Source organism: Rickettsiales endosymbiont of Trichoplax sp. H2, assembly GCF_009690945.1.
Lineage (GTDB): Bacteria > Pseudomonadota > Alphaproteobacteria > Rickettsiales > Midichloriaceae > Aquirickettsia > Aquirickettsia rohweri.
The window spans coordinates 1-14,349 of record NZ_NPHZ01000012.1 but is presented as its reverse complement, the minus strand read 5'-3'; the positions used below and the strand labels follow the sequence as shown (position 1 = coordinate 14,349).

At 27.1% G+C, this 14,349-nt stretch carries 19 protein-coding genes; all 19 read right to left on the bottom strand.

Features of this window, described 5'->3' with window-relative positions; all coding sequences use genetic code 11:
* Window positions 1-572: 572 nt before the first annotated feature.
* A complete protein-coding gene (locus tag h2es_RS07235) occupies window positions 573-974 on the bottom strand; it encodes a type II toxin-antitoxin system VapC family toxin (RefSeq protein ID WP_154512716.1) in 402 nt (133 codons plus the stop codon).
* Window positions 975-976: 2 nt separating this feature from the next.
* Complete coding sequence (locus h2es_RS07230; RefSeq protein WP_154512714.1) at window positions 977-1,201, bottom strand: AbrB/MazE/SpoVT family DNA-binding domain-containing protein; 225 nt, start codon at window positions 1,199-1,201, stop codon at window positions 977-979.
* A gap of 130 nt (window positions 1,202-1,331) precedes the next feature.
* On the bottom strand, window positions 1,332-2,447 hold the full coding sequence (locus tag h2es_RS07225) for an IS4 family transposase (protein ID WP_326845027.1): 1,116 nt from the start codon (window positions 2,445-2,447) through the stop codon (window positions 1,332-1,334).
* A gap of 97 nt (window positions 2,448-2,544) precedes the next feature.
* A complete protein-coding gene (locus tag h2es_RS07220) occupies window positions 2,545-3,087 on the bottom strand; it encodes an IS630 family transposase (protein WP_154512710.1) in 543 nt (180 codons plus the stop codon).
* Between the two features lie 10 nt (window positions 3,088-3,097).
* Window positions 3,098-3,367: an IS630 transposase-related protein gene (locus h2es_RS07215; protein ID WP_154512708.1), complete on the bottom strand. Its 270-nt coding sequence runs from the start codon at window positions 3,365-3,367 to the stop codon at window positions 3,098-3,100.
* A 326-nt stretch (window positions 3,368-3,693) separates the two neighbouring features.
* Window positions 3,694-3,843, bottom strand: coding sequence for a hypothetical protein (locus h2es_RS07210; RefSeq protein WP_154512706.1), 150 nt, complete (start codon window positions 3,841-3,843; stop codon window positions 3,694-3,696).
* A gap of 303 nt (window positions 3,844-4,146) precedes the next feature.
* On the bottom strand, window positions 4,147-4,494 hold the full coding sequence (locus h2es_RS07205; protein WP_154512704.1) for a type II toxin-antitoxin system HicB family antitoxin: 348 nt from the start codon (window positions 4,492-4,494) through the stop codon (window positions 4,147-4,149).
* Window positions 4,491-4,748, bottom strand: coding sequence for a type II toxin-antitoxin system HicA family toxin (locus h2es_RS07200; RefSeq protein WP_154512702.1), 258 nt, complete (start codon window positions 4,746-4,748; stop codon window positions 4,491-4,493). The genes h2es_RS07205 and h2es_RS07200 overlap by 4 nt, the downstream gene beginning before the upstream one ends.
* A gap of 333 nt (window positions 4,749-5,081) precedes the next feature.
* Window positions 5,082-6,176, bottom strand: coding sequence for a Fic family protein (locus tag h2es_RS07195; protein ID WP_154512700.1), 1,095 nt, complete (start codon window positions 6,174-6,176; stop codon window positions 5,082-5,084).
* A gap of 244 nt (window positions 6,177-6,420) precedes the next feature.
* A complete protein-coding gene (locus h2es_RS07190) occupies window positions 6,421-7,140 on the bottom strand; it encodes a ZIP family metal transporter (RefSeq protein WP_154512698.1) in 720 nt (239 codons plus the stop codon).
* Window positions 7,141-7,373: 233 nt separating this feature from the next.
* On the bottom strand, window positions 7,374-7,949 hold the full coding sequence (locus tag h2es_RS07185; RefSeq protein ID WP_195910005.1) for an ankyrin repeat domain-containing protein: 576 nt from the start codon (window positions 7,947-7,949) through the stop codon (window positions 7,374-7,376).
* 206 nt (window positions 7,950-8,155) lie between these two features.
* Entirely contained in the window at window positions 8,156-8,647 is a 492-nt protein-coding gene (locus tag h2es_RS07180; RefSeq protein WP_154512694.1) for an Hsp20/alpha crystallin family protein, read from the bottom strand.
* A 260-nt stretch (window positions 8,648-8,907) separates the two neighbouring features.
* The gene (locus h2es_RS07760) at window positions 8,908-9,186 is read right to left on the bottom strand and encodes a type II toxin-antitoxin system PemK/MazF family toxin (RefSeq protein ID WP_326845026.1); all 279 of its coding nucleotides are present in this window, start codon (window positions 9,184-9,186) and stop codon (window positions 8,908-8,910) included.
* Window positions 9,187-9,256: 70 nt separating this feature from the next.
* Window positions 9,257-9,499, bottom strand: coding sequence for a hypothetical protein (locus h2es_RS07170; protein ID WP_154512692.1), 243 nt, complete (start codon window positions 9,497-9,499; stop codon window positions 9,257-9,259).
* Between the two features lie 359 nt (window positions 9,500-9,858).
* Complete coding sequence (locus tag h2es_RS07165; protein ID WP_154512690.1) at window positions 9,859-11,535, bottom strand: AAA family ATPase; 1,677 nt, start codon at window positions 11,533-11,535, stop codon at window positions 9,859-9,861.
* Between the two features lie 156 nt (window positions 11,536-11,691).
* The gene (locus h2es_RS07160) at window positions 11,692-11,922 is read right to left on the bottom strand and encodes a DUF2312 domain-containing protein (protein WP_154512688.1); all 231 of its coding nucleotides are present in this window, start codon (window positions 11,920-11,922) and stop codon (window positions 11,692-11,694) included.
* Between the two features lie 23 nt (window positions 11,923-11,945).
* Window positions 11,946-12,446: a single-stranded DNA-binding protein gene (gene ssb, locus h2es_RS07155; protein ID WP_154512686.1), complete on the bottom strand. Its 501-nt coding sequence runs from the start codon at window positions 12,444-12,446 to the stop codon at window positions 11,946-11,948.
* Between the two features lie 9 nt (window positions 12,447-12,455).
* Complete coding sequence (locus tag h2es_RS07150; protein ID WP_154512684.1) at window positions 12,456-12,668, bottom strand: cold-shock protein; 213 nt, start codon at window positions 12,666-12,668, stop codon at window positions 12,456-12,458.
* 62 nt (window positions 12,669-12,730) lie between these two features.
* Complete coding sequence (locus h2es_RS07145) at window positions 12,731-13,453, bottom strand: Bax inhibitor-1/YccA family protein (RefSeq protein ID WP_154512682.1); 723 nt, start codon at window positions 13,451-13,453, stop codon at window positions 12,731-12,733.
* Window positions 13,454-14,349: the final 896 nt, after the last annotated feature.

Here is a 14,349-nt window from a genome sequence, read left to right as displayed (position 1 = left end):
ATTAACAACTTTTTCAAAATTAGCTAAAGATTTTCAAGATTGTGAAGCTATATGTTTATCTAAAGATTTTCGTTCTAAACAATTAGATAATATTACTATTTATCCCTGGAAAGAAGGAATTAATAAATTCTTTGTTCCTAGCAATCTCAAAGATAATTAGTCTTGTTAAAATTTCCTTGATGGGAATAATGTGATATTGTCTATATAGCTTAGTATATTAAAATTAATGCAATTTGATAATTATAGCACGTAATACATAAAAAGTTATGTAAATGCAGAGCAACCTTTAAAAAACTTGGTATGAAATTGTAATAAATAGTGTATGGGATAAACTTAATGTAACAATATTAAAGAAACTTTTCGTTCTGCAGATATTGTTTTTCAATAATAGAGTAATTTTTTATATTAAAATATCATCAATAATTGTTCCTTTGTGATAACTATAAACATGAATGCATATATAGCTTTTATTTATGTTACAACTAAAAAAGTAGAAGACATAAAGTATTTGATGAGATTTCTAAATATGAAAAGACTTGCATATGATTTTTTTCAATCATGTTCTTTTAAATTTACGGTGATATAATAGATAGATTTGAAAAATAAGTTGAATACCTAGCTTTATCCCTAGTTAATATTGCTCTTTTGGTTATAGCCGCATGTGCTCCTATATAAAAATCTGGCAAAACACTACCTTTACCACCTCCTCTTTTTTTATATTGCATAAAACACTTGCCAGCTAAAAATCCTGCTTCCCATGGTAAATTCTCACATTTGATATTTGCTTCTTTTATCACCCCATCTAATTCCTCTATCCTGCTAAACTTTATTGAAATTTCTGCATATATAATCTGATTAATAATTAATTCATTATTCTCTGCATACTCTTCCAACATTTCAGAAGACCATTTAAACCATGTTCTATCTTCAGTTAATATATCTAATATTATATTGCTATCAATAATAATCGACATGCTTATAATCTTGTATATTTCATTATTTCATCTGTTGCTACGTTTACATCTCCTTTATTTCTTAAGGCTTTTATAACAGAAGTGCCTCTTCTATTAGCTTGCTTTTTTTTAATTAAGACTATCTTAGAATTTATTTCCTTAAAATCTATCTCTGTATGTGGTAAAAAACCAAATCTTTCTCTTATTGATTTTGGTATTGTCACCTGCCCTTTTTCATTTATGTACATATATTAATCTTTTTAGTAGTAATAGTTTTATTATTACTACTAAATTTTCCTTTGTCAATTCTTATATTCTGTTTACTAATTCATAATTTAGTAAACATCTAAAAATACATCACTCATACCGCCTATTAAATCACTTTTTCAAATCACATAAAAAACTTTTACTACAATAGGTATGCAGTCCAAATTGGGCATAAAAATCGGACAATATCATTCGTTTAAGCATAAGAAGCAGGCTGCAATTTTCTATAGCGGTTAGACATGCTTTAAAATTTACTTTTTTATTATCCTCTACCTCATCATCACTATGCTCAAGTAATCTTGCAATATTGATTAAAACAATATGTGCATAGATTTCTCGTCGAATTATTATATCTGTTTTAGCGTGCATCTCCTCTATTCCAAAATGCTCTTTTGAAATTTTATACAATTCCTCTATATCCCATCTTTTATGGTATAAATCATCAAACATTTTAGCTTTATATTCACTCTTTGTTAAAGTTGTGGCAAAAACATATAATTTTCCCTTTATCTTTCTTTTTAACAATCTTAATTTTATCTCTGAGAAATTTATATCATGTCCTATCTTCCTTAAATCTATTTTGACTGTTTCAGATGGGCTATATTTTATTACCATATCATTTCTCGAGCTGTTAACAAACCTAATTATCTCCTTATTCCTTAAATTCCCTTGTATTCTAAATAGCCCATGTGCCTTCTTATCAACTATCTTTCTCAGTAATAAAGAACTGAAATATCCTCTATCTATTATTAAGATATCATTCTTCTCTAATGTCTCTATATGCTTTAATGCTCGATCTCTTTCACTAAAGCTTTTTATTATCGCGAAATCATGAACTATATGTGTGTTTACATCATACATACAGCTTAACAAGCCTGATGGAAAATAAACATCCCTATTAAATTTTTTATACCCCTCTTTTTCTAATTCTTTTCTCAATCTTACTTTTGTTCCATCTATTGCATAAACTCTATGCTTTCCCATTAGCTTATATTTCGTATCAAAATCTTGGGTTTTTATTATTTCATCATTTATTTCTCTAAATGCTGTTGGTGACAGCTTCTTCCTTGCTTCACATATTGTTGATTGTGCATATCTATTTTCTTGACTCTTATTTATCTTCTTATCTCCGTATTTATCGCATATTTCTGATATTATAATCCCATATCCTTTCCCTCCTTTTATTACTAACTGGAATATAAAATCTATTAAGAACTTACTATCTATTTTTCGTTTTCTCTTTATCCATTCTCTATCATACTTTTTACTAACTTTTTCTATTATCTTCTTTATTTTTCTATATAGCTAAATAGCTAAAAAAGAGTTATGGCACATGGTCCCTGAAAAGTTCAACAACATCACAATCTTCTCTTCTTCTAATAGCCTTAGCTTGAGCCCATTTATGCTCAATAGGATTTAGATCAGGAGAATAAGGAGGCAGAAATTCTATTTTGTGTCCGTGATTCTCGATTAATTCCTTTGTTTCCTGGCTCTTATGAAAAGCAGCATTATCCATGATAACAACAGAATTTTCTGGTAAATCAGGAATAAATATTTTCTTAACCCAAGTATTGAAAACTGCAGTATCAACATTACCCTCAACTATTCCGCATCCAATTAACGAATCACCACATAACCCAGCAATTACGTTCTTTCTACCTTTTGCATTACAGTTTTGAGTGCCATAGCAACGACCTCCTACAGGAGAATAACCATACGTTCTTGGCATGTCATGCGCAAATCCACTTTCATCTACGTACACCACTGAACTACCCTCTTTCTCATATTTGTTAATTTTCTCTCGGAAGGTAGTACGTCTTCCTTCGTCTACTTTTGGATGCTTCAACGTTTTTTTTATACGACACACCTAGTCTCTTTCATCCTTTGCAGATGTAATTTTGACTTACGTTGAATTTTTTTGCTCTCTCATACTGATATAAGTCTGGATTTTCCTTCACATCCTTCTTCAGCGCTTCCATTTCTATTTTTATTGCTCCTTTTCCCCACTTTTTCTTTGGCTCTATTCTTTTTGTCCACCTATATATTATATTTGGGCTCATTCCAAACCTTTTCCCTACCTCTACAAAGCTCAGTCCTTCCCTTTTCTTTATTGCTAATATCTTTCTTCTCATGTGTAATGAATACATTTATTTTTCTCATATTTTTTTTCCATACGCTCATAACTATAACTCTTTTTTAGCTATTTGGCTATATACCCTTTTCTTTTTACTATCCATATTTTTATTATTTGCTCATGTTACCCTTCTTTTTACCATTTCTTCATCTTTTTGTCTATCTTATTCGAATGAAATTGCTATATACATTACTCCACTAATTTGCTACTTCCTGCTTGTTCTATCCAGTGACAGCCAGTAATTAATACTAAAGTATTTTCTCCCCCACCATTATTATAGTATTCTGACTTATACTCATCCTCGATATTTGGAATAAGACGAGTTCCAGCATGAAAATTTTAATAAATAGATAATGAGTGTAGATCTTCTTCATTTACCATCTCATCTATAATTATTGGAGTTAATACATCTTTATCTTTTATAATGTCAGATAGGCATTTGTTAAACAATTTTAATTTTTGAAGTTCGATAGCTGTGGAATAGAACATATATTTCTGCTCATATTCGGTTTCTATTTTGTTCAAGCTTACAAAAAAATTATTTAATTCTTATTCTCCTAATTTTTTTTACTCTGTATAGCTAAATTTTTTGCTACTTTTTTGCATTCATTAATATTTATCATAATCAACCTCCATATATTTTAAATTATACGATATAATTTTAAAAAAGGAGTATTATTTTAATTTTATCGCTGTATAACTTATTATACGCTTAATATTACAAATATCCAATAATAATTTTTAGTAACTTATACTAAGTATATTACACACTCGTCATAGATTCTTTTATAATTAATTATGTGAATTTATAAATTCACTTAAGGCATTTTTTACAATATTATTTAATGTATCTTCATGTTGCAATGCATATAATCCAACTTTTTCGTGTAATTCTGTTCCTATTCTAACATTAAAGCTTCCTTTAAATGGTTTGTCAGGTTGTTTATTGGCTTCTTTACAACTTATTAAATAGTCATCTACAGCATCTTTAAAAGAGTTTACTAAATTTTCTGCATCCTTTGCTTCATAATTAACTAAATCTTTAATAAATTCTATTTTCCCGAAAAATATTTTTTCTTCTTGATCAAAATTGATTGATCCATAAAAGCCTTTGTAAATTAAACTATTATTTTTTTTCATAAAAACCTCACATCTTTAAGTTTTTGTATTACTTGTCTAATGGCATATGCTTTTACTATATTTGAGGAATGAGGCTTGTGCAGGTTAACTATAAGTTCTAATTTAGAATGATAAAACTTTCTTCTAGAGTCTCCAGTCTTAGTATTACTTATTTCCTCAAATCCTAATGTAAGTAGAGCAGCATGTAATTCATCCCAAGTAAAATCCTTTGGAACTTTTAGCAATCTTATAATTAATTTCTGCCTTTTACTCATTGCCAATCTTCAAATAGTAACTAAAGCAAGTGTAAAATATCTTCTTTAAAATAGCAACTAAAAATAGTCACTGTCAATTTTATTTATGTAGTTTTAGAAGTCAGCTAAAATTCTTAATTAAAAATATTTTGACCTTTATATCAGTTTCGTTTCTTACTCTCTGAGTTTTGAAATTAAAAAAGACATAGAGCAAGGTGAAATTAAAAGTGATTGTTTCATACTCCATACAAATGCTTTGTCAAATCAATATCTACAGATTTTTTATTGGTCTATTTTACATGAAAATTGACATTTGGTAATGAAATTCTATTTAAAGTAAAAGGATACTTATATTCATAGCTCTAGATCATATCTTAAATAATATCTTGTACCTTTTAATTCACCCTTTTTGAATAAAAGCCCCAATTGTACTAAATCTTGTAAATCCCTAGTTGCAGTAGCACGTGAAATTTTCGTAATTTTCATGTAATTACTCACGCTTAAACCTCCTGAAAATCCTTTTGGTCCTTCATGGAAAATACGTAATATTGCTTTTTCCTGACGTTTATTAATTTTTTCTTTGAAATATTTCATCACTTTTGATTTATAAATAATCAATTCTATCAATTTAATACTATAATCTTGAGCTTTCAAAATTGTTTGCGCAAAATAGAGTATCCATTCTGTAATATCTAAAGCGTTATTGCATAACTGTAATGATTCATAATACTGTTTTTTCTTTTGTTGAATTATTTCAGATAAAGCTATTAATAATGGTTGATTAGCAGATTGTGAAAGAGATTTAATAACTAAGATACGTCCAATTCTACCGTTCCCATCCTCAAAAGGGTGAATAGATTCAAAATAAACATGTCCTATAGCAGCATGTAATAACGGCAAAGATTTTGCATTTTGATTAAACCACAATATATACTTTTTCATCTCACTTAATAACCTTTCTGGAGGTGGAGCTTCGAAATGTACTTTAGGATCACCAATAGGACCAGAAATAATTTGCATTGGCTCTTTATTTTTACGATAAGACCCTATATTCCACAAATCATTCCTACCTGACATTAACCAGCTATGCCATTTAAATATAATATCTTTTGATAAAGGTGCGTTATAATGAGTATATAAATTTGTCATAATCTTTGCCATGCCTTCTTCTGCAGGAGAATTACTAGAAGGTACTTTTATTCCTAAATTATTACAAATAGAAGAATATAGACTATCCCTATTTAAAATCTGACCTTCCATTTCAGAACTGCAAAATGCTTCGTTACTAAGAATATCAATAATAAAAGAGTTTTTATCTTGTTTTCTAAGATGTATTAAAGATCCTTTATACATCCCAGCTTTTTCAATAAATTGCTCTTCCAAACCTTTAGTAATACCTTTGTCAAAAGTAAAGTTAGGCCAATTACTTAACTGCCAATTCCAAAGCATGAGTTATAAAACGATTCTTTATAGCTCAATATAACATTTAATATGAGTTATATCAAGTTATAACTTTACAATTCTCTACTTGTAACGTCTTTTATATTTATAAAATATGAAATCTAATCTTAAATAACTCAATATTTTCTTAAACTCCCTGATCCACAGATAATTAGTATAGTATCATACATAATAGAATATTATTTCTAAACTAACCATACCAAAATTTCAAGAATTAGTTTATAATAATAAATCATTTGATAATTAAAATTATTAAAAATCCTATAAAAAACATAAGTGCTGAAAATTGATTGCCATCCTCTTTATGTGCCTCTCTTAATAATTCTTCTACAACTAAATATAAAAATGCAGCGGTAGCAAAAGCACACATTGTAATAATAATATCTCTAGAACAATTTATAAAAATTAACCCTAAGCTAATTCCTAAAACTACTAACAATATATAAGTAAAATTTAATAAAATAATAAATCGCATTTTTTTATTTATTTTATCTAAAGATGAGTTAACAGATAAAATTAAAAAAAGAAGCTCAATAGAAAGTGCTGTAATCATTACTATTCCTTTTTCAACATTTATAACAAAACTGACACCAAGTAATAAACCATCTATAAAAATATCTATTCCAACAGTTATTAATAAAGTTAATAACTCACTAGTAGGATTAGTACTTAATTTTTTATATCTAACAATAAGAGCTTGCATTAAAAGCATTAAGGAACTACCTAATAAATATCCAAGGATTACATTAAATTTATATGAGTTTTTATATATTTCTGGAATTAACTCTATAGAAATAGCTGCAAAAACAACACCAGCACTAAAATAATGAAGAGTACTTCTTATAAATGAGTTAAGTGGAATGACTTTAAATAATATTGTACTACCAGCTATGGTTAATATTGGTATAAAGAAATAATAATATACTTGTTTTATAAAAATTATATATTCCATATATTTTACTAATATCTAGTTTTACTTCTTAACAGCTGCAATCCTAATATTGTTTTTTTTAACAGGTGCCATGTTTCCTCTTTAATTTCATTGCTATAACAATCCTCATAAAGACTTGCAAGTATCTTCCAAATATAAGGCTTTTCAATATAACTACTTTACTTTGTATCACTGCTTTTAATGTACAAAAAAACTTTTACTATTTATAAATATTTAAACTACAAGATAAAAATTTACTCAAAAAAACTAGAAAAACAATTACACAAACAACAAAAAATAGATGTACTATTTTGTTGTTCCTGTTGTCCATTTGTATCTTCATTTAACCATGCTCCTGTCCCTCCTTCTATATTCGCTATATATTCACATATCTCATAAGGCAGTACTGGTAATCCTTCTTCTTCATTTGTTACTTGATGTATAATCCTAGCTCTTACTTCTATATTATGTTGTTGTAATTCTGCTACCATTGTATCATACCTTAATTGCAAACCATGACTTGGCAACAAATCCCTAGATGTTCTTCCACTTTGATCTGTAATTGTTATGTCTGCTCCAGCATTAATTAGAAATTGCACAATATTTAAATTTTGATTTAATGCTGCATAATGTAGTGGAGTATACCCATTTTGGTAATATATACTATTTATATCCTCTCCTGATTCTATTAATTGTCTTATTGCATTGATATCACCCTCTTTTGCAGCTCTATGTAATCTAGGAATAGTAGGTACACTTCTATAATCATCTTCATAGTAATAATAATGGTTATCTCTTGAATGACTTAACAAATCATACTTAAATTTCATATGTCCCATCATACACAAAACCTTTAAATTTTTTTAAATTCTACTCTAATATAAATTAGAATTTATTAAAAATCTATCTACTAAAAAAGTCTTAAAAATATTTAATTATAATAATAACTTATATTTAGCTTTTTATTTAATATAAAGAAAGAAGAATATTACTTCTTTCTTTTTATATAGCAAAACTACATTAATTTATTAATCTATTACTCTTTATTAATAGTAATCTGTTTAGTTACACTACTATCTTTTTCTTTTTTATTAACACTCACTTCTAATATTCCATTTTTAAATTTAGCATTAATATTATCCTCATCTATATTATCTGGCAGTTCTAAACTTCTTTCAAAACTTCCATAATGGCTTTCTATCCTATGATATTTTATATCTTTACTTTCTTTTTTATGCTCTTTTTTACCTTCTATCTTTAATATTCTATTATTAAGACTCACTTTTATATCTTTTTCTTCTATACCAGCTACCTCTGCTTTTACTAAATACTGTGAATCTGTTTCCATTATATCAAACTTTGGTAAAAAGTTTTCTTTAGATTCTGTAAGAAAAACTTTATTATAGAAATTTGAAAATAAGTCATCTATTTCTCTTTGCATTTGATAAAAAGGAGAAATATATCCTTTATATTCTTTTGGTTTATTATCACCAAAAAATCTTTGTGGAAGAAAATCTTTCATTTTCATTGTCACCTCCAATATTTTAATAAATTATTATTACTATTTATATATAATTTATTTAATTCTTTTCAATAAATAATGAACAATATATGTTAGATTTTTTACAACTTAAGCTTCATTGTTATTTTCTTATTAATTTGTCATTAAATAACTTATAATTATATTACAATACCCATATCCTTAGTTGTATTTCTATATACATATCCGTAATATAGCTGCTGAAATCACCCCCAGCATATTATTATATAAATAATAGCAAATAACTATTAACTAAATGCATAGTTGAATCCCAGACTATCATTTATAGCAGATTCAATCTTCATCATGAAATTTTTATCACACTGTAAAAGTGGTCCTTTAATTAATCTTTTATTATCAATAGCTCTAATTTGATCAATCATTATATCTAAATTTTTATCAAGATTATCCTGAGAATTTATTCGTATTCTTAAGGGATCTACATTATCAATAAGTTTTATAGTCAACGGAATAATAATTGTAGAAGGATGATTAGCATCTAATAGAATCTGATTTTGTACAATGATTACAGGTATAGTTTTTCATGCTTCAGTTCCTACTCTAAAATTTAAATCAGCAAACCAAACCTCACCAAATTTATAAGTCTGTATAATTTTCAATAATACTAAATTCGCTGTTTACTTCCATACTATTAGTACAAATCTTTTGACTTGCTTTGGTAATCTTTTCCCTTTTTATCTTATTATTAATTTTAATTTCTTTATTGAACTTATCTATTGCCTTATGTATATAAGCATTTTTTGAAAGATGAAGGGTGCTAGCTTTGCTGCTAACTTCATTTAATACTTCATCTGGCAATCTAACTGGTAGTGTTGGCATAGTAATTTAATATTTGTATTATATTCATAGTACAAGAAGCAACTCCAAAAATATTGAGAAAGAAATAGATATTATATGAATAACAAACTATGTAATTAGCATATGTGTTTAGTTTGTATAATGCATTAGTTTTTTTAAATAGTATGTACAATATCTATTACCAAAACTGTTTATTTTAATAATTTTATTGTTTTGTGATTATTCCTATCTTTATGCTATTTTTTAGTATAAATATTTTTCGCATATATATGCTATAGGACTTTTTCATAACTATAATACTGATAAGCCTATATAAATAGACCTACAATATAAATTAATACTATTTTTAGATAACATACTAACTCTCTTCTTCTTAATTTCTAAATTTTCTGTACTTCATATATCAATTCCATTTGTTTACCATAAAATGCTAATCCTATCGCTAATACCGATTTAATTTCTTGTTGTTTTAATAATTCTATGTATTGCTTTTCTTTTATTTGTAATAACGCTTCTTTAGCTTTCTCTATTAATAATTCAGCCGCATCACTTACTTTAAACTCCAATAATATAGCACTCTCTTCTTTATCTTTTGGTATACATATTACATCAAGCCTCCCCAACCCAGATTCTTTATTTGAATGGATATTATATCTATCTCTTAAACCTACTACTAATCCTAATATAAATACATGAAATATTTGCTCTGATGTATTGCTATTAAAATCAAAATAACTTCCTGATTGCATGATATAACTAGTTATATACATCTTAAACTTATCCATATTTCCTTCTGCTATACTTTGGATAAAGTTGTCATATGATTCTATGCTAATTGCTCTACTAAACCACTGCTCTACTATTTTATCATAAATAAAACCTACTTCCTTATTTGGAATAGCTATCTTCGCTATTAATCGACTACCTTTGAGTTGACTAGATAAGACTTTTAGATAACCAGCATATAATAATAAACTCCATAATGCTTCTATTTCTGTCTCTATATCTTGAAATATTAAATTTTCAGATAGTGGTTGCTCTATTATCTTTCCTTGTAACAATCCTTCAAACTGTTGTTTGATAATAGGCTTAGCTTTACTTAACAATTGTATTATTAACTCATTACTTGAAGTATTTAGCCAATATGGTTGTAATTTACCTTCATTATCTAAACAATTTATTATTGACCATGGGTTATATAATATATATTTCCCAAGTTGGTATCCATTATACCATTCTTTTATTGCATTCAGAGATACTTTTTGTTTTGTATCCTTAATTAGCTTAATTACTTCCTTCTCAGTGAATCCAAAATACTGACCATATTTTTCTTTTAAAAGTGAATAAACCTTAAGATGATTAAGCCCAGAAAATAAACTTTCTTGTGATACACGTGTAATACCTGTAATCACAGCTCTTTCTAAGTAACTATTATCCTTTAATGCCTGCCCTAATATACTACGCATTAAATTCATCATCTCTTGGTAGTAACCTCTCAAATAAGCTTCTTGTACCGGCGTATCATATTCGTCTATTAATATAATTGGTGATTTTTTAAATTTTCTTGTTATATATATGGTTAATTGCTTGATTGCACTCTTTATATCTGATATGTCACCTTTTTTATTAAGTATATTTATAAATGTCTCTATTTCATCTTCATATAAGACATCATTTTTTAGTAAATATCTATGATTACTATATAATCCCTTTATTAACTCTAAAACATCTCCATATGCTTCATTATAACTAGCCTGCTTTATATCTTTAAAAGAAATAAATATTACCGGATATTGATTTTGATGTTTTTTACAAAAATCATCATCTTCAGAAATAAGTAGATTTTTAAATATATTCTCTTCTTCTTTATTATTTTGTTGTAAAAAATAATATAGCATTGATAAATTAAGTGTTTTTCCAAATCTTCTTGGACGGGTGATTAATATTACTTTGGCACCATCATTTATAACTTCCTTAAGTAATAAACTCTTATCAGTAAATTGATATTTACCTTTTATAACCTCTTTAAAATCACTTATTCCTATTGGTAATTTCATATTTATTTTTTAATATAAATTTTAACTCATCACCCTCTTTCATAAATATAGCTGCACACTTAAATATTTTATCTAATCTAAATATCTATAACTTCTGCTTTGCTTATATATAGTTTCTCAGTTAACTTTTTTGTAAACTCAGTTTTATTTCTTCAATTATTGCATTCCAATAATTGCTTTATAAGCATCAAGTTCTTTTTCTTGCTTTATTCTATCTTCATCATCAATTTTTCTTAACTTTAATATTTGCCTTAATATTTTTATATCATAACCTCTAGATCTAGCACTTGCCAAAGTCTCACTTACTTCTTGCAATATATCAACTTTTTCTTCTTCTAATCTTTCTAGTTTTGTAATTATTTTTAATAATTCTTCTTTATTTGTCATTATCTTATTTTTTACATATACTTTTAAAAAGGTATTTCATCAGATGCTATATTTTCATTACCCTCACCATCTTTTTCTGTTTCCTCAACTCCATCACCTTCTAAACCTTTTGCTTTTGCATATTCCATTCCTTCTTTATCACTCCGATCACTAAATTCCATTCCATCCTTTTTTGTATCCAGTAATACTAACGTACTACTATAAGATGCTAATACTATTTCTGTTGTATATTTTTTAACCCCAGATTCATCTTCATACTCTCTGGTTTTTAATTTGCCTTCTATATAAAGTTTACTCCCTTTATGCACATATTCTTTCACAACTCTGACTAGCCCTGGTGAAAACACTACTACTCTATGCCATTCTGTTTTTTCTTTTTGCTCTCCAGTACTCTTATCTTTCCATCTCTCACTTGTCGCTACTGAAAAGGTTGCGAGTTCTTCTCCACTTGCTTGTGTTAACCTAATTTCAGGTTGATTCCCTACATTTCCTACTATTATTACTTTGTTTATACTTCCGGCCATAATTTTTAACTACTTATTAATTTTCTTAATATTAATTGCAGAAGTTTTTCCTTGCTTTTCTTCTATTTCAAATTCTATCCTTTGATTTTCATCTAATGTACTAAGCCTTGCAGCTTTTACTGCAGAACTATGCACAAATATATCTCTTACTCCATTATCTGGTTTTATAAATCCATAACCCTTATCCGGATTATACCACTTTACATTACCTATTTGTTTCATTATTCTAGTACTCCTTAATAAATTAATTTTGTTAAAAGCATAAATCCTTTTTATACTAATACTTAGTGATCTCTTCTAACTCCTAATAATTGTAACAAGAATACAAATAGATTTATAAAATCCATATATAAGGTAAGTGACCCATATACTGCTAATTTCTGTGTTACTTCAGTATTACTACGTGTTTGATAATATAATGCTTTAATCCTTTGTGAATCATATGCTGTAAATAATGTGAATACCAATACACCTACTATAGAAATTACAAACTGCATAGCCCCACTTTGCATAAATATATTTACAACACTAGCTATTAATAGCCCTACCACTCCCCTTATTAGAAATGACCCCATACTTGTTAAGTCTTTTTTAGTAGTATGCCCATAAATACTCATAGCCCCAAAGGTACTTGCTGTTATAAAAAATACTCTAGCAATACTTTCTCCTGTAAATACTATAAATATCGATGATAACGACAGTCCCATTAGAGTTGCAAATACCATTAAACAAATTTGTGCTCCATTTACTGACATAGACATTAACCTGCTCCCCATATAAAAAGCCATTGCCAAAGGTGCAAATGCTATAACCCATTTAAGAGGTGTGCCATATATTAAATTTAAAAACTGTGGAGATGAAGCAGCTCCCATTGAGACTATTGCAGTTAGAATAAGTGCGAATGCCATATACTGATATACTTTAAGCAAATACTCTCTTAGTCTCCAATCATAATGGGCTCTTTTACTACTACTCTCGTATAGTGATTTTATATTATCAAAATTCATAGCTAATTACATTTTTTTGTTAGATTATTATAACGTTTATAAATAAGTTATTCCTGCCTTATTAATAAAACCAACTTTTGAAAAAATAAGCTTTAAAAACATCCTATATACATATTAATTTTTGAGATATTGATTTAGCATTTTAAAACCCAGATAAAACTTACTTTCCCTCTGTATAGTCTTTAAAATTTGCTTTATTATGATTTACAAATTTCTTAACTTATTTTGATGCTAACTTTCTTCTCTTTTATTTGCAAGTTTTTTATTTAATTCTTGGCTATAATTACAAATATAAATAAATCCAGTATTAGGAATGTTATATATTGCATTTTAAATGAGTTATAGAAAATACTTTTAAAAAAATAATACCACTAATTTATATAAAAATTACTTATTTTATTGAGCAACATTATAAAAAGATAAACTCCATAGAAAATTAAATAATATTAAAAAATAACTATTATAATTTGACTATGAATATAGATGCCGGTTTTACAAAAGAGAGATTAAAATTTTACTTACTTTTTTATATTCTTATACTAATTCTTGCCATTCTTCATCACTTACTCTTTTTTTATTTTCTTTTAACAGCATAAAAAATCTTGTTATTTTTATTAAGGCTTTGTATTAGCATAATCTGCTATATCTGACCAAATGAATTTATTAGAAAATGGTAATAAAATATTTAATAGGTACAAATTAATTATGCAGATTTAGTGTAATTTATTTCTACAGGTAACATCTAACACGATCAACTCAGTATAATAGTCAATATATTAATGCCAATTATAGGCCTAAGGGTAGGGAAGTTGAGAAAACGGCAAAGGGAGTGACTAGATAGGTGGGACTAAGGAGTTTTGCAGAGATTGCTAATTAAAAATATGAGGAAGTATCAA

Bases quoted from the DNA above. Each gene is read 5' to 3' on its own strand.
- h2es_RS07235 (WP_154512716.1), bottom strand. From the start codon at position 974: ATGTCGATTATTATTGATAGCAATATAATATTAGATATATTAACTGAA.
- h2es_RS07230 (WP_154512714.1), bottom strand. From the start codon at position 1,201: ATGTACATAAATGAAAAAGGGCAGGTGACAATACCAAAATCAATAAGA.
- h2es_RS07215 (WP_154512708.1), bottom strand. From the start codon at position 3,367: ATGTATTCATTACACATGAGAAGAAAGATATTAGCAATAAAGAAAAGG.
- h2es_RS07210 (WP_154512706.1), bottom strand. From the start codon at position 3,843: ATGTTCTATTCCACAGCTATCGAACTTCAAAAATTAAAATTGTTTAAC.
- h2es_RS07205 (WP_154512704.1), bottom strand. From the start codon at position 4,494: ATGAAAAAAAATAATAGTTTAATTTACAAAGGCTTTTATGGATCAATC.
- h2es_RS07200 (WP_154512702.1), bottom strand. From the start codon at position 4,748: ATGAGTAAAAGGCAGAAATTAATTATAAGATTGCTAAAAGTTCCAAAG.
- h2es_RS07195 (WP_154512700.1), bottom strand. From the start codon at position 6,176: ATGCTTTGGAATTGGCAGTTAAGTAATTGGCCTAACTTTACTTTTGAC.
- h2es_RS07190 (WP_154512698.1), bottom strand. From the start codon at position 7,140: ATGGAATATATAATTTTTATAAAACAAGTATATTATTATTTCTTTATA.
- h2es_RS07185 (WP_195910005.1), bottom strand. From the start codon at position 7,949: ATGAAATTTAAGTATGATTTGTTAAGTCATTCAAGAGATAACCATTAT.
- h2es_RS07180 (WP_154512694.1), bottom strand. From the start codon at position 8,647: ATGAAAATGAAAGATTTTCTTCCACAAAGATTTTTTGGTGATAATAAA.
- h2es_RS07170 (WP_154512692.1), bottom strand. From the start codon at position 9,499: ATGCCAACACTACCAGTTAGATTGCCAGATGAAGTATTAAATGAAGTT.
- h2es_RS07165 (WP_154512690.1), bottom strand. From the start codon at position 11,535: ATGAAATTACCAATAGGAATAAGTGATTTTAAAGAGGTTATAAAAGGT.
- h2es_RS07160 (WP_154512688.1), bottom strand. From the start codon at position 11,922: ATGACAAATAAAGAAGAATTATTAAAAATAATTACAAAACTAGAAAGA.
- ssb (WP_154512686.1), bottom strand. From the start codon at position 12,446: ATGGCCGGAAGTATAAACAAAGTAATAATAGTAGGAAATGTAGGGAAT.
- h2es_RS07150 (WP_154512684.1), bottom strand. From the start codon at position 12,668: ATGAAACAAATAGGTAATGTAAAGTGGTATAATCCGGATAAGGGTTAT.
- h2es_RS07145 (WP_154512682.1), bottom strand. From the start codon at position 13,453: ATGAATTTTGATAATATAAAATCACTATACGAGAGTAGTAGTAAAAGA.